This window comes from Tenacibaculum sp. SM2510, assembly GCF_057002845.1.
The window spans coordinates 54,798-76,926 of sequence record NZ_CP192703.1 but is presented as its reverse complement, the minus strand read 5'-3'; the positions used below and the strand labels follow the sequence as shown (position 1 = coordinate 76,926).

Annotated in this window: 15 protein-coding genes; 7 read left to right on the top strand and 8 right to left on the bottom strand. The window is 30.8% G+C overall.

The features are described 5' to 3' along the window. Positions 1-38: 38 nt before the first annotated feature. Together ACQ629_RS00360 and ACQ629_RS00355 are read left to right on the top strand one after the other, a co-directional pair. Positions 39-962 (top strand): FecR family protein, encoded by a 924-nt coding sequence (locus ACQ629_RS00360; RefSeq protein ID WP_483705831.1) that lies wholly within the window; start codon positions 39-41, stop codon positions 960-962. Continuing rightward, positions 959-3,331, top strand: a complete 2,373-nt coding sequence (locus ACQ629_RS00355) for a TonB-dependent receptor plug domain-containing protein (RefSeq protein ID WP_483705829.1) — start codon at positions 959-961, stop codon at positions 3,329-3,331. Before ACQ629_RS00360 ends, ACQ629_RS00355 begins: the two co-directional genes overlap by 4 nt. Before the next feature lie 31 nt (positions 3,332-3,362). Here ACQ629_RS00355 and ACQ629_RS00350 read toward each other — a convergent pair whose 3' ends face one another. Further along, complete coding sequence (locus tag ACQ629_RS00350; protein WP_483705826.1) at positions 3,363-4,538, bottom strand: GlmU family protein; 1,176 nt, start codon at positions 4,536-4,538, stop codon at positions 3,363-3,365. Between the two features lie 113 nt (positions 4,539-4,651). On the opposite strand from ACQ629_RS00350, the gene ACQ629_RS00345 reads away from it, so the two are divergent. Genes ACQ629_RS00345 through ACQ629_RS00335 form a run of 3 tightly spaced genes read left to right on the top strand, consistent with a single transcriptional unit; the run spans position 4,652 to position 6,272 of the window. Further along, complete coding sequence (locus ACQ629_RS00345; protein ID WP_483705824.1) at positions 4,652-5,035, top strand: 6-phosphogluconate dehydrogenase; 384 nt, start codon at positions 4,652-4,654, stop codon at positions 5,033-5,035. Continuing rightward, positions 5,028-5,576 (top strand): acyl-CoA thioesterase, encoded by a 549-nt coding sequence (locus tag ACQ629_RS00340; RefSeq protein ID WP_483705822.1) that lies wholly within the window; start codon positions 5,028-5,030, stop codon positions 5,574-5,576. Before ACQ629_RS00345 ends, ACQ629_RS00340 begins: the two co-directional genes overlap by 8 nt. Positions 5,577-5,579: 3 nt before the next feature. Beyond that, complete coding sequence (locus ACQ629_RS00335; RefSeq protein ID WP_483705820.1) at positions 5,580-6,272, top strand: cyclase family protein; 693 nt, start codon at positions 5,580-5,582, stop codon at positions 6,270-6,272. Between the two features lie 58 nt (positions 6,273-6,330). Here the strand turns inward: ACQ629_RS00335 and ACQ629_RS00330 are convergent, their stop codons facing one another. From ACQ629_RS00330 to rpmH, 6 genes are all read right to left on the bottom strand, one after another. Beyond that, positions 6,331-7,653, bottom strand: a complete 1,323-nt coding sequence (locus tag ACQ629_RS00330; protein WP_483705818.1) for a TolC family protein — start codon at positions 7,651-7,653, stop codon at positions 6,331-6,333. Positions 7,654-7,668: 15 nt separating this feature from the next. Further along, positions 7,669-10,827, bottom strand: a complete 3,159-nt coding sequence (locus ACQ629_RS00325) for an efflux RND transporter permease subunit (RefSeq protein ID WP_483705816.1) — start codon at positions 10,825-10,827, stop codon at positions 7,669-7,671. A gap of 3 nt (positions 10,828-10,830) precedes the next feature. Beyond that, positions 10,831-11,961 (bottom strand): efflux RND transporter periplasmic adaptor subunit, encoded by a 1,131-nt coding sequence (locus ACQ629_RS00320; protein WP_483705814.1) that lies wholly within the window; start codon positions 11,959-11,961, stop codon positions 10,831-10,833. Positions 11,962-11,991: 30 nt separating this feature from the next. Further along, a complete protein-coding gene (locus ACQ629_RS00315) occupies positions 11,992-12,429 on the bottom strand; it encodes a MarR family winged helix-turn-helix transcriptional regulator (protein ID WP_483705812.1) in 438 nt (145 codons plus the stop codon). 132 nt (positions 12,430-12,561) lie between these two features. Continuing rightward, complete coding sequence (gene carB, locus ACQ629_RS00310; protein WP_483705810.1) at positions 12,562-15,414, bottom strand: carbamoyl-phosphate synthase large subunit; 2,853 nt, start codon at positions 15,412-15,414, stop codon at positions 12,562-12,564. Positions 15,415-15,519: 105 nt separating this feature from the next. Beyond that, a complete protein-coding gene (gene rpmH, locus ACQ629_RS00305; protein ID WP_058884776.1) occupies positions 15,520-15,681 on the bottom strand; it encodes a 50S ribosomal protein L34 in 162 nt (53 codons plus the stop codon). A gap of 229 nt (positions 15,682-15,910) precedes the next feature. Here rpmH and ACQ629_RS00300 point away from each other — a divergent pair, with 229 nt between their 5' ends. Continuing rightward, positions 15,911-17,524 (top strand): CTP synthase, encoded by a 1,614-nt coding sequence (locus ACQ629_RS00300; RefSeq protein ID WP_483705808.1) that lies wholly within the window; start codon positions 15,911-15,913, stop codon positions 17,522-17,524. 82 nt (positions 17,525-17,606) lie between these two features. On the opposite strand, the gene ACQ629_RS00295 is transcribed toward ACQ629_RS00300, so the two are convergent. Next, entirely contained in the window at positions 17,607-19,796 is a 2,190-nt protein-coding gene (locus ACQ629_RS00295) for an Ig-like domain-containing protein (protein WP_483705806.1), read from the bottom strand. Positions 19,797-20,117: 321 nt separating this feature from the next. On the opposite strand from ACQ629_RS00295, the gene yidC reads away from it, so the two are divergent. Next, complete coding sequence (yidC, locus tag ACQ629_RS00290) at positions 20,118-21,989, top strand: membrane protein insertase YidC (protein ID WP_483705804.1); 1,872 nt, start codon at positions 20,118-20,120, stop codon at positions 21,987-21,989. Positions 21,990-22,129: the final 140 nt, after the last annotated feature.

Sequence of the window (22,129 nt, the reverse complement as noted above, 5' to 3'; positions counted from 1 at the left end):
TAATTGTTCTTAATATAAATAGCAAGAATAACAAAAAAATGAAACAAGAACATAACAATGAAACATTTTTAGGGAGGTGGATTGCTAATGACTTATCATCAGATGAATTAAAGAAGTTTAAAGATTCTGAAGAATATTATCAATATAAAAAAATTAATGATGCTTCTCTATTACTGAAAGCTCCTAATTATAATAAAGAAGACGCTTTAAACAAAATAAAAAAAGAAAAGAGCTCGAAAAAGAAACCTACAAAGGTTTTTAAACTTTCGCCTTCTTGGATGTATAGCGCCGCTGCTTCAATTATTATATTATTAACTGTATTTTACATCAACAGAGATAATACTAGTAATTTTTCATCTGCTTACGGTGAACAAATAGTTGTTAAATTACCTGACAATTCTACTGCTTATCTTTCACCTGGTTCTAGTATCTCTTTCGATAAAAAGATTTGGAATGAAAAAAGAAACCTGAATTTAACAGGTGAAGCGTACTTTGAAGTTGAAAAAGGAAAATCTTTTACCGTTAATACAGAACAAGGAAAAGTGGTTGTTTTAGGTACTAAATTTGCCGTAAACACTTCTAATAACTTCTTTGAAATTTTGTGCTTTGAAGGTAAAGTAAAAGCTGTTTCAAAAAATAATGATCAAGCTATTTTAACTAAAGGAAAAGCATTTAGAGTTTACAATAACAAAAATGAAAATTGGAATTTTTCTATAGAGAAACCATCTTGGCTAAACGGAGAGAGCAACTTTAACAACACCCCTTTAAGTAAAGTTATTTTAACACTAGAAAAGCAATACAATTTAAAATTTAATACTGATAAAATAGATGTAAATAGACGCTTTACCGGTGCTTTTACAAATAATGATGTTAATATCGCCTTAAAAACTGTTTTTGCTCCTATGAAAATTTCATTTAAATTAGCAAAAAATAGTTCGGTTGTATTAACCTCTAATGAATGAATAAAAAATTAAGTATTCTTTATATATGCTTAACAATGTCTGTTTTTTCTCAAGAAAAAATAGACATTGCTTTTTTTAACACGCCTATGTTAGACGTTTTAAAAAAAACAGAAGCTAATTATAAAATAAAATTCTCTTTTGATTCTAAAATAACAAAAAAACTTGTCTTTTCATTTATAAAAAAAGCATGTACAATTGAAGAATTTGTTGATGAAATAGAATCCCAAACTATTCTAGAATTTAATAGAATTAATAAACGATATTATTTTATTACAGTTAAAAAATTAAACAACAACTTTAATGTGTTAAAAGAGGTATCTGTAATAAACTATGTCACCTCTGGTATTAACAAAAACAAAAACGGGTCTATAGCTGTTTCGCCTAAAAAACTAGGGATACTTCCTGGACTAACAGAACCCGACGTATTAGAAAGTCTAAAAATTATACCAGGTGTGCAAAGCCCTGATGAAACAGCATCTGGAATTTACATAAGAGGTGGAACTCCTGATCAAAATTTAATTTTATGGGACGGAATAAAAATGTATTATTCTGGTCATTTTTTCGGAACCCTTTCAGCTTTTAACCCCTATATAACAAAAAAAATAACCCTTTCAAAAAGTGGTACACAAGCTAGATATGGAAATAAAATATCAGGAGTAATAGATATTAAAACTGAAGATAATATTCCTGAAAAAATAACGGGAGGTTTTGGTTTTAATATGACACATGCTGATGCATACCTTAGAGTTCCAATATCTAAAAAAATAGCTATTACAACTTCTTTTAGACGTTCTTTTACTGACGCCATTAATTCCTTTACGTTTAGTAAATTATCAGATAAAGTATTTCAAACATTTGATGCTAATCAAGAAAGAAACATCATAACAGATAACATTTCTTTTGTTAGAGACAATCATTTTTATTTTGCCGACTATTCAGCTAAAATAATACTAAAGCCATCAGTAAATGAAACTTTATCTTTAAGCTTTTTGTATACTAAGAATGAGTTATCTAATAGCTTTAAAATACCTATCTATAAAGACCTTTATGTAGATAACTTAGATATTAAGAATAATGGTTTGAGTTTTTTATGGAACAAGAAATTAACCCCCAAATTAAAACAGAACCTAAAAGTTTATTTTTCAAATTTCAACCTTAACTATGAGGGGAATTACAATTATATAAACGGTTATTTAGTTCGAAAGTCTATTAAAAAAAACACCGTTAAAGACTTAGGTTTTTCTTATAGCCTAAATTATAAAGCAAATAATCGAACTAATTTTTTAGTGGGGTATGATTTTCTATCAAATGAAACTAAATACACATTAAAATACGAAGAAGAAGGCAATTATAATAACAAAAAAATAAACTCAATTCTGCAAGATAAAGGAACCAATAACACTCGTTCTTTTTTCGCTGAATGTATTTACGACAACAATAATTGGATAATAAATGCGGGACTAAGACTTAATTATTTTGACAAAATTAATAGATCGGTAATTGAACCCCGGCTATACCTTGAAAAAAACATTACCTACGACCTTAGATTTAAAGCTTCTTTAGAACAAAAACATCAAGCATTAGGGCAAATTGTAGAATTTCAAACTTCTAGCTTAGGGTTTGATTTAGAAAATCAAATTTGGGCACAAGTAAATACTGATAATATACCTCTTCAAAAAAGTTTTCAGATTTCATCTGGTTTAATTTTCAGTAAAAACAAATGGAAAGTTGATGTTGAAACCTATTTAAAAAACGTAGATGGGATGACCTCACAAACGAGAGGTTACAATGACCAAACAACTGATTTTTCTAATGGAACAGGTAAAATATTTGGAGTAGATTTACTTATTAATAAAAAATTTAATAATTACAGAACATGGATTAATTATTCATACACTAAAAATCAATTTAAATTTTTAGATTTAGAAAATAAATTCTTCCCCTCTAACCATGATATTACAAACTATTTTTCATGGTCTCATGCCTTTAAGCTTAAAAACTATGAATTTTCACTTGGCTGGAGTAAAAGAACTGGTAACGCATACACCCCTATTAATGCATTTATTGTTGATGAAAATACTGGCGCTCCTAGTATTGTTTTAGACACCGATAATATAAATTCTAAACGTTTACCTAAATACCATCGTTTAAATGGATCAATTATTTACTCATTTAAATTTTCAGAAAAATGGAGAGGTAAGCTTGGCTGCTCTATTTTAAATATATATAATAAAAAAAACATTATTAATAGGTCCTATACTGCTATGCCAATTATTAATGCTGATAATGAAATCACCTATAAACTAGAGACTATAGATAGACTATCTTTAGGTATAACACCTAATTTAGTTTTTAGAGTTAGTTTCTAAAAAAAGCCTCACAATATTGTGAGGCTTTTTTCTAATAATTTCTATTCTTTTTTGTTTCTTCAAACACGTATTCAAGAATTTTTTTCTCTTTTTCATCAAACGCTATATTTCGTCTTTTCATTACAACTTCTGCAACTTCAAAAACTTTTGATGTTTTATATTCTGTAAAGCCTGATGCTCCTCCCCAACTAAAAGAGGGGACAAAATTTCTTGGAAAACCGCTTCCGAATATATTTACAGAAACTCCTATTACTGTTCCTGTATTAAACATAGTGTTTATGCCGCACTTAGAATGATCTCCCATCATTAAACCACAAAACTGTAAGCCCGTTTTTGCAAAACGCCCTGTTTCATAACTCCATAATTTTACTTCTGCGTAGTTATTTTTTAAATTCGAATTATTTGTGTCAGCTCCTAAATTACACCACTCTCCTAGTACAGAGTTCCCTAAAAAACCATCATGTCCTTTACTAGAATATCCCATTAAAACGGAGTTATTAACCTCGCCTCCTACTTTACAATGTGGCCCTAAAGTTGTTGCCCCATATATTTTTGCTCCTAATTTTAATACTGAGTTTTCACACATTGCCAACGCGCCTCTAACAACAACACCTTCCATCACCTCTGCATCTTTACCTATGTAAATTGGCCCTGTAGAAGCGTTTAAAATAGCATAGGTTAGCTTTGCTCCTTCTTCAATAAAAATATCTTTTCTATTTATACAACTAACAGTTTCTGGTATTGGTTCTGAATCTCTTCCATCCGTAATTAAATCAAAATCGTTCCTAATAGCCTTATCATTCAATGAGAAAATATCCCAAGTATTTTTTATTTGAATAATTTCATCATCAAACTCAATTTGTTCATAAGATGAAAAATCTACCTCTTCTTGTGAATCAACAGTATAAAAAGCAATTACATCTTCTCCTTTAAAAATCGCTTGATTTTTTGTTAAGCTCTTCACCATTTCAATTAATGGTTTCGTTGGTAAAAAAGAAGCGTTTAACAAAACGTTTTCTTCCATTTCAACCATCGGATATTTTTCTTCTAAATACGCTTCAGTTATTGTAGTTGTTGTTAAACCTAAGTGTTTTTCCCATTTTTCCCTAATGGTTAAAATACCAACTCTAATATCGGCAACTGGCTTTGTGTATGTAAATGGTAATAATGCGTTACGTACATCACCATCAAATAAAATATAGTTCATTGTATTTCTTTTTTGAAGATACACAAACTTACTACTTTACTTTCATTTTTTAAGTCTAAAATTTAACATTACTTTTGTTCTAAACAAACCCTAAAGGTTTTAACTTCTATGCAATGAAAAAGATTTTAGCTTTAATTATTAGTAGTATTATATTAATCGCTGGTTTATATTATGCTTTTATATATTATGTACCTTATAGCGAAGGTGTTCGTTCTGGTGAATTAATAAAAATTAGTAATAAAGGAATGTTTATAAAAACATGGGAAGGAGAAATTAGCCAAGGTATTTCTGGCGCACAAATTTTTTCTTTTTCTGTTGAAGATCAAGCAAAAAAAGTAATTGACGATTTGCAAAAGTTTCAAGGTCGTTATGTAAAAGTTACTTATAAAGAGCGTTACGATACTTATTTTTGGTTGGGAGATACTAAATATTTTATAACCAAAGTAGAGGAAGAAGTTTCACCACATTTTAGGGGTTTAAAACCAGCAGATGAGTAATAAAAAACATAAATACGTAGAAGAAACTTATATTACAATTTCAGAGTTAATGCTACCTTCACATGCTAATTTTAGCGGTAAAATTCATGGAGGTTATATTTTATCTTTACTAGATCAAATAGCCTTTGCATGTGCCTCTAAACATTCTGGCGAATACTGTGTTACCGCCTCGGTTGACACTGTTGATTTTTTAAGTTCGATTGAAGTTGGTGAATTAGTTACCATGAAAGCCTCTGTTAATTATGTTGGAAGAACATCTATGGTGGTAGGTATTCGTGTTGAAGCAGAAAATATCAGGACAGGGAAAAAGAAACATTGTAATTCATCTTACTTTACAATGGTTGCAAAAGATGATGAAGGAAATAGTGTTGAAGTTCCTGGCTTAATTGTAAAAAATGATATTGAAGTTAGTCGGTTTTTAAAGGCCATAAAACGTATTGAAATGAAAAACAAACGTCAAGACGAATTTGATAGCGAAGACTTTGTTCCTCATAATTACATTAACTATTTAGAAAACTATAATGTAAAAATTCAACTATAGTTTATGCCTGAGATTATAGATTTAAGTCAAGAGATTTTTGAAGGAATGCCTGTTTATAAAAGTCTTCCTCAAGTAAAAATATCTGTTCATAATACACATGAAGAGTGGGATAACATTAAAAACCCAACAACCAAAACTCCCGCTGTTTATAAGCTAGAAATGGGAGAACATACTGGTACCCATGTTGATGCTTTAAATCATATGGCTGCTGAATATAAAAGTGAATCTATAGATACCATGCCGCTTTCTATGTTTTACACAAAAGGTATTTGCTTAGATTTTTCTCATAAAAAACTACAAGAGTTAATCACCTCTGAAGAGGTTAAAACAACTTTATCTAAAAGTAATTTAACAATAAAAAAAGGAGATACAATTCTTTTATATACCGATCATTATCGCAAACACTTTAACACTGATAACTGGGACAAAGGCCCTGGAATTACAGCAGAATGCGCTCGTTGGTTAGGAGAACAAAAAATAGCTGCTTTTGGAGTTGAAACCATGTCGCCAGGCGTTCCAAAAATTTCTAATAAAGAAGTGCACCATATTTGTGGGGAATTAAAATTCACGCATTATGAAAATATGATTAATTTACATAAATTGATAGGTAGAGGTCGATTTCGCTTTATCGGACTTCCTTTAAAAATAAGAGGTGGCACAGGCTCTCCCGTAAGAGCTGTTGCTATTTTTGAATAAAAAAAATCCAAAGTTAGCTAACTTCGGATTTTTTTATCTTTATATTAAAATTCTATTTCTAGAAATTCTTATTATCTAATAACGTTCCTGCTAATTGTAGTAATTGCAATTCAGCATTTTTCGCAGTGTACTTCGCGTTACTTACACTTAACTCTGCATTAATTAAATTTACTTGTGCCTGACGAAAATCTATAGAAGTAACTTGCCCTAGCTTATAACGCTCATCTGTTCTATCAAAATTAAGCTTATTCGTTATTACATTCTTTTCTTGAACTTGTAATGAAAACAAAGCATTTTGATAGGTTTCCCAAGCGTTATTTACATTTCTTTCTAACAATTCTACTTGTTGTTCTTTTTGAATTTCTTGTGTTGCTAAGGCTATTTTAGCGTTGGTTACATTCGTTTTAGTACTTCCACCATCAAAAAGATTCCAGGATAAATTTACACCAGCATTCAAACCTTTTCGTGTGTTAGAAATTGGGCTAAAAGCATTGGTAGCATCATTATTACTTTTATTCCAAGCATACGAGCTTGTTAAACCTACATTTGGCATCCAACCTGATTTATTAATTTTAATATCTAATTGTCGGAGTTCAATATCTTTTTTTGCTTGTAATAAACTTGCATTGTTTACTTTCGATTTAGCTAACACATCCATCAAATTCAAATCAATAGCGTAAGTTACATTGGTGTTTACAACTACTGGGGTATTTACATTTCTACCCAATACTACATTTAAATCTCTTTTAGCGTTGGCTAATTGTCTTTTTACACCTAAATATGTAATACTATCATTATTAACATCAACCTCAGCATTTAAAACATCTAATTTTGTGTTTTGCCCGTAATCAAAACTATACACTGCTCTTTGTAAACGCTTTTTAGAAATACCTAATGTTTCTTTCTGTGTAGTTTCGTTTTCTGTTAAGCGCCCTACTTCGTAATATGCTAAAAAAAGTGTCGTTAACGTATTTTCAATAACCTGACGTGCTTGTAATTCTGTTAAATTATACGACTCTTTCAAGCGTTTAAACGTGTTTTGCCTATTAAATCCATTAAAAATAGTATAATTCAATCCCACGGATGCATTGTATGCTTTAGATTCTGCGCCAGTAACTGAATTTACAGTACCATCCTGAAACTCATTATCAGTATCATTACTACTATAGGTAGCTCCTGCATTTCCAACTACCGTTGGTAAATAACCGCTATTATAAATACTCTTATTATTTTTAGCTGTTGCTAAGTTGTTTTTAGTAACCCGTATATCGTAGTTATTTTCAAGCGTAACTTCTACCGCTTTTTCCTTCGTTAGTATTTCTTGTCCGTAAAAAGAAACATTTACAAACAGAAATCCAATAATTAAATAGGTTGTTTTCATCTTTATTCTCTTTTACTATGCTTCTTCAGCATTTTCTGATTCCAATTCTTTAATAGCTCTTTCTACCGATTCTCTCTTTGGTTTTTTGCCTTCCCACAACCACATTGTATATACTTTAGAGTAATTAGCGATTGATAATAAAACAGGTAAAGTTAATAAGGTTAAAAAAGTAGCAATCATAATTCCGTATGCTATAGAGATTGCCATCGGAATTAAAAATTGTGCCTGACGACTTGTTTCTAAAATTAATGGAGCCAAACCTGCAACTGTAGTAATTGTTGTTAAGAAAATAGCTCTAAATCTAGATTTTCCTGCAGCAAATATTGCTTCATCAAAACTCATTCCTTCTTTTAAATAGCTGTTAAACTTACTGATCAATACCAAGCCATCATTTACCATAATACCTACTAAAGCAATGATTCCTAGAAGTGATAAAATATTTACTGCAAAACCATGAAACCAATGCCCCCAGGCAACACCTATTAAACTAAAAGGTACCATAATTAACAACATAAATGGCTGTCCGTACGATCTAAATGTAAATACGATTACAATATAAATTAGCAATAAAATTACAGGACCCACCAATGCTGCCGAACTTGAAACTTTTGATGCTTCTCTATTCTGCCCTTCATACAAAGCTGTTACCGATGGATATTTTGCTTTAATTTCAGGCATTATTCTGGCCTTAATATCATCTAAAACATCTGTAGCACTTCCTTGAGCATCTTTCATATCAGCATCAATTTTTATTTCTCGTTGCCCTGCTATGTGATTTATAGATATTTCTCCTCGCTCAATTTTATAAGTTGCTATTTCTGATAACGGAACTCTACTACCTGTAGGTGTAGCAATTCGCATATCATCTAAATTTTTAATCGACGAGCGTTCATTTTTATCATAACGAACCCAAACTTTTATTTCGTCTTGTCCTCGTTGAAAACGTTGCGCTTGTCTACCAAAAAACCCACTTCTAATTTGCGACATTACCTCGTTTAAATTCAAGCCTAATAAATACGCATTGTCTTTTAACTGTATATTAATTTCTTTGATTCCCTGCGGATCATTATCAGTTACATCTTTTAAATTTTGATTGTTATTTAATTCTGATTTTAATTCGGTTTTAGCCGCCTTTAACTCAGCGATGTTATTACTTAATAATGATACTGAAACCGGACTTCCTCCAAAATTACCTCCCGAACCAAAAGTTAACGATTCTACACCATATATATTTCCAACTCTTTTACGAATTTCGTTGGTAATTTCTCTCGAACCAAAAGTTCTTGTTTCGCCTGGTAATAAATTTATTCGCAAAGATGCTTTTGCAGAACCTGGCCCTATCTGTTTTAAAACATTTTCAACTACTGGTTCATCAGTAATTGCATATTTTTCTGTAAATTCTTTTTCAACCTCCCACGTTTTTGCTTCAATTACAGAAATAATACTATCCGTAATTTTTTCGTTAGTTCCTTGCGGCATGGTTAAATTTACCGATACTCGATCACTCGCTATCGACGGAAAAAAAGTTCCTTTTATAATTCCTCCTTGAAATGCGCCGATCGTAATTACAAATAAAGCAACCGGAATTACCAATCCGAAGAACTTATTATCTAAAACAAATCGCAATGCTGGCGCGTATAATTTATCACGCATAAAATCCATAAAATTTTCAGCATACTTATTAAATGCATATAATTTCTGATTTCTATCTAATGCTTTTGAATGGGCAACGTGTGCTGGTAAAATAATTAAGGCTTCTACTAATGAAAGAATTAAGGTAAGCGCTACAACGGTAGCAACTTCGCCAAAAAATTCTCCTATATTTCCTTCTAGGAAAAAGAAAACTGAAAAGGCTAAAACTGTAGTGGTAATTGCCGATATAATTGGCGGAACAACTTCCATGGTTCCATCAATAGCAGCTCTAATCGGGTTTTTCCCCATTTCATAATGATGGTATATATTTTCCGCAATCACAATACCATCATCTACCAAAATACCGATAACGATAATCATACCAAACAATGATAATACGTTAATGGTGATATTAAAATACCCTGCTAACATAAACATTCCGAAAAATGCTACAGGTAGTCCTGCTGCTACCCAAAACGCTAACCTCGGACGTAAAAACAATGATAAAAATAGCATTACCAACAACATTCCTTGCCATGCATTTTTAAACAATAATTCAGTACGCTGATTTAAAGTGATTGATGAATCTCTTGTAATTTCAATTTTTATAGTTTCATGCTCGTTATTAAACTTCGCTATATATTCATTTATTTTTTTAGCAGAAGTTAATAAATCCTCATTATTCGTGTTACTTACTTGTATTCTGACCGCTAAATTTCCGTTATAAAAATTTCTATTTGGAGTTTCATTCCAAATATCTTTTACCGTTGCAACATCTTTTAACCTGATTATGGTTCCAGTAGCATTTGCTTTTACTACCAAATTGTCTAGCTCATCACCATAATAAGAACGATTATTTGCACGGATTAGATACTCTTCTGCATCGGTTTTCACAGATCCTCCTGAGGTTAATATATTTGCAGTAGATACTGCTCTTGCAACATCATTAAATGTTAAATCGTAGGCTACTAAATCATTTTCTTTAACGGCTATTTCAATTTCTTCAGCTGGATAACCAGAAACAGTAATCTGTGAAATTCCGTCTATTCTACGAATATCATTTTCTATATCTCTTGCAATATTTTTTAAAGATTTTAACGGAATCTTTTCTCCTGTTACCACAAAACTAATTGTTTCTGCAATGTTTTCAATTTTAGCAACCACAGCTGGCTCCATTCCCGACGGAAAATTAGGCACTTTGTCTACCGCATTTTTAACATCTGCTAAAACAACATTAATGTCATAACCTTTTAATATTTCTACTGAAATACTTGCTGAGTTTTCTGATGATGTAGATGTTACTCGATCTACACCTACCAATCCTTTTAAATTATCTTCAATTTTTAACACTACTCCTTCTTCCATCTCTTGAGGAGAAGCTCCTGGATAGGCTACACTTATATTGATGAATTTAGCATCCGTTAACGGAAAAAAAGATGATTTTAAAGAAGAAAAACCAAAAGTTCCTAATACGACAAAAGCAATAATAATGATATTTACCGCCACTGGATATTTTATAAAATATGCAATTACTTTTCTCATATCTTATTTTTTTGTGGTGTTTTTAGTTTCAGAAAATATCTTAACAGGCATCCCCACATACGCACCTGCAACAGGCTTACGGATTAATTGAGCACCGTTTTGTAATCCTTTTATTACAACCGTATTTTCATTAAAATGAACTGGGTTGATAGCTACCAAATCTAAGGCATTGTTTTCTACAACATACACCGATTTATTTTCAACTAACAGTTTTCTGTTTATTTCAATAGCATCAGTCATTGTTTTTACAGGCACATTTGCTTCTAAATACATACCTTCTCTTAACTCTTTTCCTTTTACATCTATAAATACCTGAACCGTTTGTGTAGTTTGATCTATTTTCCCGTTAATTCGAGCAACTTTTCCTGGCCATGTTTTATTTTTTTCTAAATTTTGAAGTGTTACACTTTTTCCCTCTTCTAAAATATCTGCAAAACCGCCATTAACAGATAATGCCAATTCAAATGCTGAAGTATCTATAAACTCCCCCATTTTCTGGCCAACTCTTACTAAAGTACCGTTAGTTACTAAAGCCTCTGTTATTACACCACTAAAAGGTGCTCTAAGGTTATATTTTCCTAACCTTGCTTCTAAATTTTTTAAATTATAGAACGAGGTATATATATTTTTACCTGTTATAAAATACTTTTCTTTATCAGAACTTGCCTGTGGAAGTGGCTGTACTGCTTTATTTATATCATAGTTTTTTAAATATTCATTCCATTTTTCAAAAGAATTTGGATAATCTAGTCGTAAATCAGGCATAATTGAAGCTATTAAATTTTGCAATGAACTTCTTTGAGATTGAATCGATGCATAAAACTCTTGGCTATTAATATGCAACAATGTTTGTCCTTTTTTATAAGATATACCTGCTTTAAAAGGTTTTCTTGTAGGCTTCAAAACTCCTTGTACTTCTGAAAAAATAGCTACTTTATTCTTAGCTTGTAAGTTTCCGTTTGCAGTAATAGTTATTGCAACATCACTATTTTTAACTTCTTTTACAAAAACAGTTTTTTCTATTTTTGTTATTTTTTGCTTAGGAATTTTCTTACTATCTTTTAAAAGATTGGAGATTATAAATGACAGTCCAAGTACTAATACCCCTGCGCCTACAATGATTAATTTTCTCATGATTTATATATTTAGTTGTACTTACAACTTTTAACTGATTTTTGTTTTTAAATTTTCTTGTATTTTCTTTATAACACTTATTGTACTTGTGATTTCTTCTTCAGATATGTTTTTTTGTAATAATGCTACAAAATTTTCTATTAATGGTATGGTTTCTTTAAATAATAATTCTCCTTTTTTGGTAATGTGAATATTATTAATTCTTTTATCTAATTTAGAGGGGATTCTAGCAACTAAATTCTTCTTTTCCATAGTATTCACTAAGCGAGTTAATGATGTTTTATCTCTACCTGTTAAAAAAGCCAACTCTTGTTGCGGTACACCATTCTTTTCCTTTAATCGTTTTAAAAGCACCCATTGTATTTTTGTAAGGCCTATTTTTTTTTCAAAAAATAATTCTTGAATATGATTATCAATCATTTTCATAGTTTCTCCTAACCAAGGCGCTAATGTATTTTCAATACCCATATACATTCTTTAATATCAATTGCAAAACTAACTTAAAGCGCAATTTTAGTTGCATATACAACAAGTTAATTTTTTGTTAAAAAAAAGCCTATCAATAATTATTGATAGGCTTTTTAAGTATTCTCTAAAAACTTATTTAGTTAAGTACATTTTACGTCTTGAATACAAGTCGTAAAATTGATCATCTTTTAAATCATCAATAAACAAAATACTTTCTCCTGTCGACTTCATTTCTGGTCCTAATTGCTTGTTTACATTCGGAAACTTATTAAATGAAAATACAGGTTGCTTTATCGCATAACCTTCTAATTTCGGATTAAAAGTAAAATCTGTTACTTTATTCTCTCCTAACATTACCTTGGTAGCGTAGTTTACATAAGGTTCTTTGTATGCTTTTGCAATAAAAGGAACCGTACGAGATGCACGCGGATTTGCTTCAATAATATAAACAATGTCGTTTTTAATTGCAAACTGAACATTTATTAAACCAACTGTTTTCAGCTCTAAAGCAATTGTTTTTGTGTGATCTTTTATTTGTTGCAATACTAAATCACCCAAGTTAAATACGGGTAAAGTTGCGTTTGAATCTCCAGAGTGCACTCCACAAGGCTCAATATGTTCCATTATTCCGATAATTTGCACGTTTTCACCGTCACAAATTGCATCTGCTTCTGCTTCTATTGCCCCATCTAAATAATGATCTAATAATAATTTATTACCAGGCATTCTTCTTAATAAATCAACAACATGCTCTATTAATTCTTCTTTATTGATAACAATTTTCATTCCTTGTCCTCCTAAAACATAAGAAGGTCTTACCAAAATCGGGAAATCTAATTTATCAGCCAACTCTAAAGCTTCATCTGCCGTTTCTGCAATTCCAAATTCTGGAAAAGGAATGTTATTATCTTGTAATAACGTAGAGAAACTTCCTCTATCTTCTGCTAAATCTAAAGCCTCAAAACTCGTTCCTAAGATTTTAATTCCGTATTTCGTTAATTTCTCCGCTAACTTTAAAGCAGTTTGTCCACCTAACTGAACAATAACTCCTTCTGGTTTTTCATGTTTAATAATATCATAAATATGTTCCCAAAAAACAGGCTCGAAGTATAATTTATCCGCCGTATCAAAATCGGTAGAAACCGTTTCTGGATTACAGTTAATCATAATCGTTTCGTAACCGCATTCGGCTGCAGCTAAAATTCCGTGTACACAACAATAATCAAATTCAATTCCTTGTCCGATTCGGTTTGGCCCTGAACCTAAAACAATAATTTTCTTTTTTGGTGTAACTTCACTTTCATTTGCGATTACTGTAACTCCTTCTTTGGTTACAATATCACTTTCGAAAGTTGAATAATAGTACGGAGTTTTTGCTTTAAATTCAGCAGCACAAGTATCTACTAACTTATAAACTCTATTAATATTTAACTCTTCTCTCTTTTTATATACTTCACTTTCTAAACATCGTAACATATGTGCAATCTGACGATCTCCATATCCTTTTTGCTTAGCCTCTAATAATAAATCTCTATCAAGGGTATCAATAGTATACTTAGAAATTTCTTTTTCTATTTCGTGTAATTCTTCATATTGCTTTAAGAACCACATATCAATCTGCGTAATTTCGTGGATTTTACTCAACGGAATTCCCATTTTAATTGCATCGTAAATAATAAAAACACGATCCCAAGAAGCGTATGTTAACTTCTCTATAATTTCTTCGTAATTTTTATTTTCCTTTCCATCTGCTCCTAAACCATTACGTTTAATCTCTAAAGACTGAGTTGCTTTATGTAATGCTTCTTGAAACGAACGTCCAATTCCCATAACCTCACCAACAGATTTCATTTGTAAGCCTAAAGTTCTGTCTGAACCTTCGAACTTATCAAAGTTCCAACGTGGAATTTTTACAATTACATAATCTAAAGTTGGCTCAAATAAAGCTGATGTCGATTTTGTTATTTGATTGTCTAACTCATCTAAATGATATCCCAATGCTAACTTCGCTGCAATTTTTGCAATTGGGTAACCAGTTGCTTTACTCGCTAAAGCGGATGAACGTGATACACGTGGGTTAATTTCAATTGCTATTATATCTTCCTTTTCATCAGGAGAAATCGCAAACTGCACATTACATCCACCGGAAAAATCACCAATATTACGCATCATATGAATTGCCATATCACGCATTTTTTGAAATGTCTTATCAGAAAGTGTCATTGCTGGAGCTACCGTAATAGAATCTCCTGTATGAATTCCAATCGGATCCATATTTTCAATAGAACAGATAATAACTACATTATCATTCGCATCTCTTAATAACTCAAGCTCATATTCTTTCCAACCGATAAGCGCTTTATCAATCATTACCTCATGAATAGGAGACACTTCTAATCCGCGAGTTAACAAAGCATCAAAATCTTCTTCTTTATAAACAAAAGAAGCCCCTTCACCACCTAAAGTAAAGGATGCTCTAATAATTAAAGGAAATCCGAACTCTTGTGCAATCTCTTTTCCTTTTAAGAAAGAAGTCGCTGTAGCTTGCGGCGCCATTGGAATACCAATATCTAACATTAAGTTTCTAAACTTCTCACGATCTTCGGTAATATTAATCGCATCAATATTAACTCCAATAATCTCTACACCAAAATCTTCCCAAATTCCTTTTTCATCAGCTTCAATACATAAATTCAACGCTGTTTGACCACCCATTGTTGGTAAAACGGCATCAATTTGTGGATGCTCTTTTAAAATTTGTATTATCGACTTTGTGTTTAAAGGCAAAAGGTATACATGATCGGCCATTGTTGGGTCGGTCATGATTGTTGCAGGATTAGAATTGATTAAAACAGTTTCAATTCCGTCTTCACGTAAAGAACGTAAAGCTTGCGTTCCAGAATAATCAAACTCACAGGCTTGTCCAATAACAATTGGTCCCGATCCGATTATTAAAATAGATTTAAGGTTTTGATTTTTAGGCATTTTGTTTGTTGTGTTGTGTTGTTGACAAAAATAAAAAATGTTTATATACAAAAAAAGGTGTTACTAAAAAATAGTAACACCTAATATATTAATGATAATTAATCATTATTTTTTTGGTCTTGGAGCTGAAGATACACTTAAGTTCTTTCTTCCTTTTGCTCTTCTTCTTGCTAGTACTTTACGTCCGTTAGCAGATGCCATTCTTTCTCTGAAACCGTGTTTGTTTCTTCTTTTTCTTTTCGATGGTTGGTAAGTTCTTTTCGGCATTATTTATATTTTTAAAAATGGTCTTTAATTATACGTTGCTTTTATGAAATTCCGCCTGCTAAAAGCGTGGGCAAATATACAACAGTTTTTTTGTTTAACAAATACTAGTTTTACTTTTTTCTAATATTTTTTCACTTGGCAAAAATAGTAAATTTTTATATATCTTTTTTCACTTTTTTATTTGTTCGAATAGCTAGACTTCTTACTTTTGCCCAAACCTAACAACACCATGAACAACACTAAATACGTTTTTGTAACAGGAGGCGTAACTTCATCACTAGGAAAAGGAATTATTGCCGCATCTTTAGCTAAATTATTACAGCAAAGAGGTTTCTCTGTAACCATCCAAAAATTAGACCCGTATATTAATATCGATCCAGGAACATTAAACCCGTATGAACACGGTGAATGTTATGTTACTGATGATGGTGCTGAAACAGATTTAGATCTTGGGCATTACGAGCGATTTTTAAACATACCAACTTCTCAAGCTAACAATGTTACTACAGGTAAAATATATCAATCTGTAATAAATAAGGAGCGTAAAGGAGAATTTTTAGGAAAAACAGTTCAGATAATTCCGCATATTACGGATGAAATTAAGCATCGTATTCAAATTTTAGGAAATACTGGTGATTATGATATTGTGATTACTGAAATTGGTGGAACCGTGGGTGATATTGAATCACTACCTTATATAGAAGCTGTTCGTCAATTACAATGGGAACTAGGAAATGACAATGTTATTGTTGTTCATTTAACACTAGTACCTTATTTAGCTGCGGCCGGTGAATTAAAAACAAAACCTACACAGCATTCTGTAAAAACATTAATGCAAAGTGGTATTAGCCCTGATATTTTAGTGTGTCGTTCTGAACACGAGATTAGCGATACTATTAAAAATAAGCTAGCTTTATTTTGTAATGTTAAAAAACAAGATGTAATTCAGTCTTTAGATGCTGAAACTATTTATGATGTTCCAAACTTAATGTTTAAAGAAGGTTTAGATTATGTGGTTTTAGATAAATTAAACTTATCTACCCGTAAGCAACCAAAGTTAAAAGCATGGAATCAGTTTTTAGAACGTCATAAAAACCCTACTTCTACTATAGAAATTGGTTTGGTAGGTAAATATGTTGAATTGCACGATTCTTATAAATCGATTACTGAATCTTTTATTCATGCAGGTGCAACTAACAAGACAAAAGTAAATGTACGTTGGATTCATTCTGAGGAATTGACTCCAGAAAATGCGCCTTCAAAATTAGCCGGATTAAATGGTGTTTTAGTAGCGCCTGGTTTTGGAGATCGAGGAACTGAAGGTAAAATAGCTGCTGTACAATATGTTCGTGAAAATAATATTCCTTTTTTAGGAATTTGTTTAGGAATGCAAATGGCTGTTATTGAATATTCTCGTAATGTTTTAGGTTTAAAAGATGCAGAATCTACAGAAATGAATAAAGAAACTGTACATCCTGTTATTAACTTAATGGAAACTCAAAAAGACGTTACCCAAAAAGGAGGTACCATGCGTTTAGGCGCTTGGGATTGTGAAATTATCGAAGATTCTAAAGTATTTAAAGCCTATAAATCGACATTAATTAGTGAGCGTCATCGTCATAGATTTGAATATAACAACGATTATAAGGAACAATTAGAGAATGCTGGAATGAAAGCTACAGGAACCAACCCTAAAACAGGCTTGGTTGAAATAGTTGAAATTCCTACACACCCTTGGTTTGTTGGTGTACAATACCACCCAGAATATAAAAGTACGGTGTTAAATCCACACCCGCTGTTTGTGAGTTTTATAAAAGCGGCTTTACAGCAATCAAAAAAATAGTTGCTTTACTACAAAAAAAACCTCATAAAACTTAGTTTTATGAGGTTTTTTTTTGTATGAATATTTTATTTTAATAATTCATCTACTGAAAAACAAATTCTTTATTTGGTCCATTAAAATTCCCTTTAGAAGAAAAAACTAATTGATACCAATCGGTAATATCTAAAATATCAGTATTATTTTTCACTACTTTTTTAACATAATCTTCGTATGAAGAAATTGATTCATATGATATTAACTCTACAGAATTCACTTCCATATCTCCATTTTCATAAGCTGTCTTTATTGAATGTGAGATACTTTCAGGTAATTCAGGAACAATAATATTACTGTTTTTTTTACTATCAAAAGTTACATACCAAATGCTTTGTGTATTTTTAAAACGAACATCTGCTCTCCCTACAATGTGATTTGTTCCTTGAACTGACAAATCAATTTCATTACCAGTAGAAGTATAACTAAGATCTACATCCGGAATTTGATAATTTTCAATAGGTGCTCCTTTTCGTTCTGTATAATAGTTACCGAACTCTAAATCATGTCTATAAGAATAAAATGAAGTATTTAAATAATATTCAGTAGGAAAATCTAAAACTCCATCCATATAAAAATTATAAATTTTGTGAAATTTATTAGTTGAACGATCTTCTTCTGATGTTGCTCCAAAGATTTGCAAAACTTCTAATGCAGTCGTCATTGATCTTGGGGAACTGATAGTAAGCTTACGTGACTCAAGGTTGTTTTCATTTAATTCGCCTTTGTTTAACACATAATTATCCTCTATTGGATTAGGTATAAACAGATATCTTCCGGATTTAGAATCATATACGTAAAAAGAATCAAAAGAATTTCCGCTCTCAGTAGTCAAAGCAGAAGATATATTTAATTCACTATCAGTCGTATTTAAGAAAACACTATAACTAGCTTCTGCATTTTCAAAAGATATAAGACGTTCACCTGTTACTCCTCCAATAAGTCCGTCATTAGATAAAAAACCATTGGTTGGTACCTTTATATTAGTTTCATTATATCTTGTTGGTTTTGCTAAACTAAGTACCTTAGGGTTGTTTCTTGTCAAATTCTGATGTGTTGAAACACTTACTCCACTGCCATTATCTTCTAAAAAAAATGACACCATAAATTCAGTATCTGTACTAAATTCTTCTGGAGTACTTAAAGTAACCTCTCTATCACTACCTGTAATTTCTTTAGATATTATTAATGTTCCATCCATTCCAGAAACGAAAACAACTGAAGTTGTTATTGCTTGGTTAATTCTATTTTCTGGAATATTTATTGTTATAAGTCTACGATGAATATTTACTGGTATTTCTATATTTGTAATATTCCCAAGATTATCTATTGCTTTTAATATAAAAATTCCATCTCCAGCACCTACAGTGTCAGGATCAAATTCGTAACTTATATTTGACTTCTCTTCTGTTAAAAACAATGATTTATCACTAAATATAATTTCGACTGAAGCCACTTCTGAATACACATCAGACGCTGTTGGTTTTAACATTAATACTTCATCTATTACTAAATTTTTTATTAGATTATCAATGTTAATTTCTGGCCCTGTATTATCTGTTATAAAATTGACCTCATATACTACTTTATTATTCGCTTGATCAATGGCTTCAATTTTAAATATGTTTTTTCCATCTGATAACAGTGATGTATCAAGGTTTACTTTTAACTCACCACCTTTTTCTATTTCTTCAGATAAAACCCCATTAGTAAATACATTAACCTTAGATATTTCTTCATTATCATTTACATTGAAAGTAACAATATTTGATTCCCCTTGAAGTATTATACCTTCTTCTAATGAGACATTACTTATAACTGGTATTTCATTATCTATATTTAAAATATGTTCTTCAAAAGAGATGTTACCTGCTTTATCTTTAGCGACCACCTTTAATGTATAATCTTTATACAATTTTTTTGACGTTCTCGATTTATAATTTGAAAGATTAACAGTAATTAAGAACGGAGCTTTTGTATCTTCTCCTTTCTTTTTTTCGTCTATAAATACTTCAACACTCTCAATACCATTAGCATCTTTAGCATCAATTTTAATTTCTAATTCTTTACTAGCAACTATTTTATCGTCTTTACTACTATCTGACACTCCTGCAAATGAAACGTTTAAACTTGGCGGGGTTTTATCTTGACTTAAAACATCAACTTCTTCATCATTACAACCAATGAGAAAAATCAGTACTATTAAAATTTTTAAAAAATCAGTTATCTTTTTTTGCATTTTTTTTATTTAAATTTAATCATATATTTAAGAGTCTTTACACTAAAAATAAATAGTATTATAGCTCTTTTTGTTTTTCTTTTCTAACGCAGGCAAATATAATCTTTTAGATAATTATTTTATATAAAAAATTACTTCATCATATAAATAATAATTATGTTCTCTTTTTTTAAAATGATTGGCATCTCTTTTGAACTATAACGTTTATCTAAATTAATCACAGTAAAACCTCATAAAATATATAAGGTTTCGCTACATTTGTCGGGTTTTTCAATAATGAGAAAAACAAAAAATGACAAGTTGACATTATAATTCATATCAATGGAACAAAAAAAATTTGATTTAAATTCCTTTATAGGAATGCTTTTATTAGGAGGAATATTACTTTGGTGGATGAACACTCGTGAGCCAGAAGTAATACCTGAAACAACTAAAACAGAACAAGTTTCTGAAGCTTCAACTACTCAAAACAATTTAGCTGAAACAGCTGTCTTAAATGACTCGCTACAGCAAATTGCTTTAAAAAACAAATTAGGTGCTTTTGCATACGGAGCTTCAACTAGTAAAAACGGAAGTACTTCTATAGAGAATGACCTTGTTAAATTAACTATTGATAATAAAGGTGGGCAAATTATTGAAGCATTAATTAAAAACTTCAAAACATACGATTCGCTTCCTTTATATTTAGTAAAAGATAATAATGCATCTTTTAATATTAATTTCGGAACAACCGATAACCGTATTTTAAACACAAAAGATTTATTATTTACGCCTACTTTAACTAAAAACGGAGATACTCAAATACTTTCTATGAAACTGAAAGTATCTGAAACTAAATTTTTAGAATATCGTTACGAAATTAAAAAAGACGATTACCGCGTAGCTTTTGCTGTTCGTTCTCAAGGGTTAAATTCAGTAATAAACAGCTCTCAAGCAATTAATTTAGATTGGAGTTTAAAAGGTTTTAGACATGAAAAAAGTTTAAAAACTGAAAACATGTACTCTTACTATTACTATAAAGCTGATGAGGAAGTTGATTACTTACAAATGAGCGACGATGAAACGGTTAGTGATGTAAATTGGGTTGCTTATAAACAACATTTCTTTTCTTCAATTTTATCTTCTGATACACCTTTTAACGAAGCTAGTTTAAAATCTGTTGATTTTACTGGTGAAGAAAAAGATACTGTTTTTACAAAAACCTATGGTTTAAAAACACCTTTAGCGTTAACTAATGGAGAATTAAATTATAACATGCAATGGTTTTACGGACCAACAGATTATAATTTATTAGAATCTTATAAAGGCACTAATTTAGATGAGATTTCAGATTTAGGATGGGGAATTTTCGGATTCTTAAACCGTACTGTATTTTACCCTGTATTTAACCTATTAAAAGGCTTTATTGGTAACTTCGGATTGATTATTATATTAATGACGATTGTTGTTCGTATTATCATGTCTCCGGTACTTTACAAATCGTATTTATCGAGTGCCAAAATGAAAGTGATTCGTCCTGAAATGGAAGAAATCAACAAAAAATATCCTGGTAAAGAAAATGCAATGAAACGTCAGCAAGAAACCATGGCGGTGCAACGAAAAGCTGGTGTAAACATGATGTCGGGTTGTATTCCTGCATTATTACAAATGCCTGTGTTCTTTGCTTTATTTAAGTTTTTTCCTACCAATATAGAGTTTAGACAAAAAAGCTTCTTATGGGCAAATGATTTATCATCTTACGATATGGTATATCAGTTACCTTTTAACATTCCTTTTTACGGAAACCATATAAGTTTATTTCCAATATTAGCTTCTATTGCAATTTTCTTTTACATGAAAATGAACCAAAGTCAGCAAGCAAACATGCAAGCTCCAACACAAGAAGGAATGCCTGATATGGGTAAAATGATGAAGTATATGATATACTTCTCTCCTATTATGATGTTATTTTTCTTTAACAACTACGCAAGTGGATTAAGTTTATATTACTTTATATCTAACTTATTAACCATCATTATTATGTTAATTATTAAAAATTACGTAATTGATGAAGATAAGATTCATGCGAAGATTGAAGAAAATAAAAAGAAACCTGAAAAAGCTAAAAGTAAGTTCCGTGAGCGTTTAGATAATGCTATGAAACAAGCACAAGAGCAACAAGCTGCTCAGCAAAAAGGAAAGAAGAAAAAATAAGCAAGTAATATTCACTTGTAAATAAAAAACCGAAACATAACCGTTTCGGTTTTTTTTATGCTTTCGGTTTATTAAAATAATCAGGTAGTATATTAATACTAATTTCTATAAATAGATCAACTATAATTCTATTTACAACA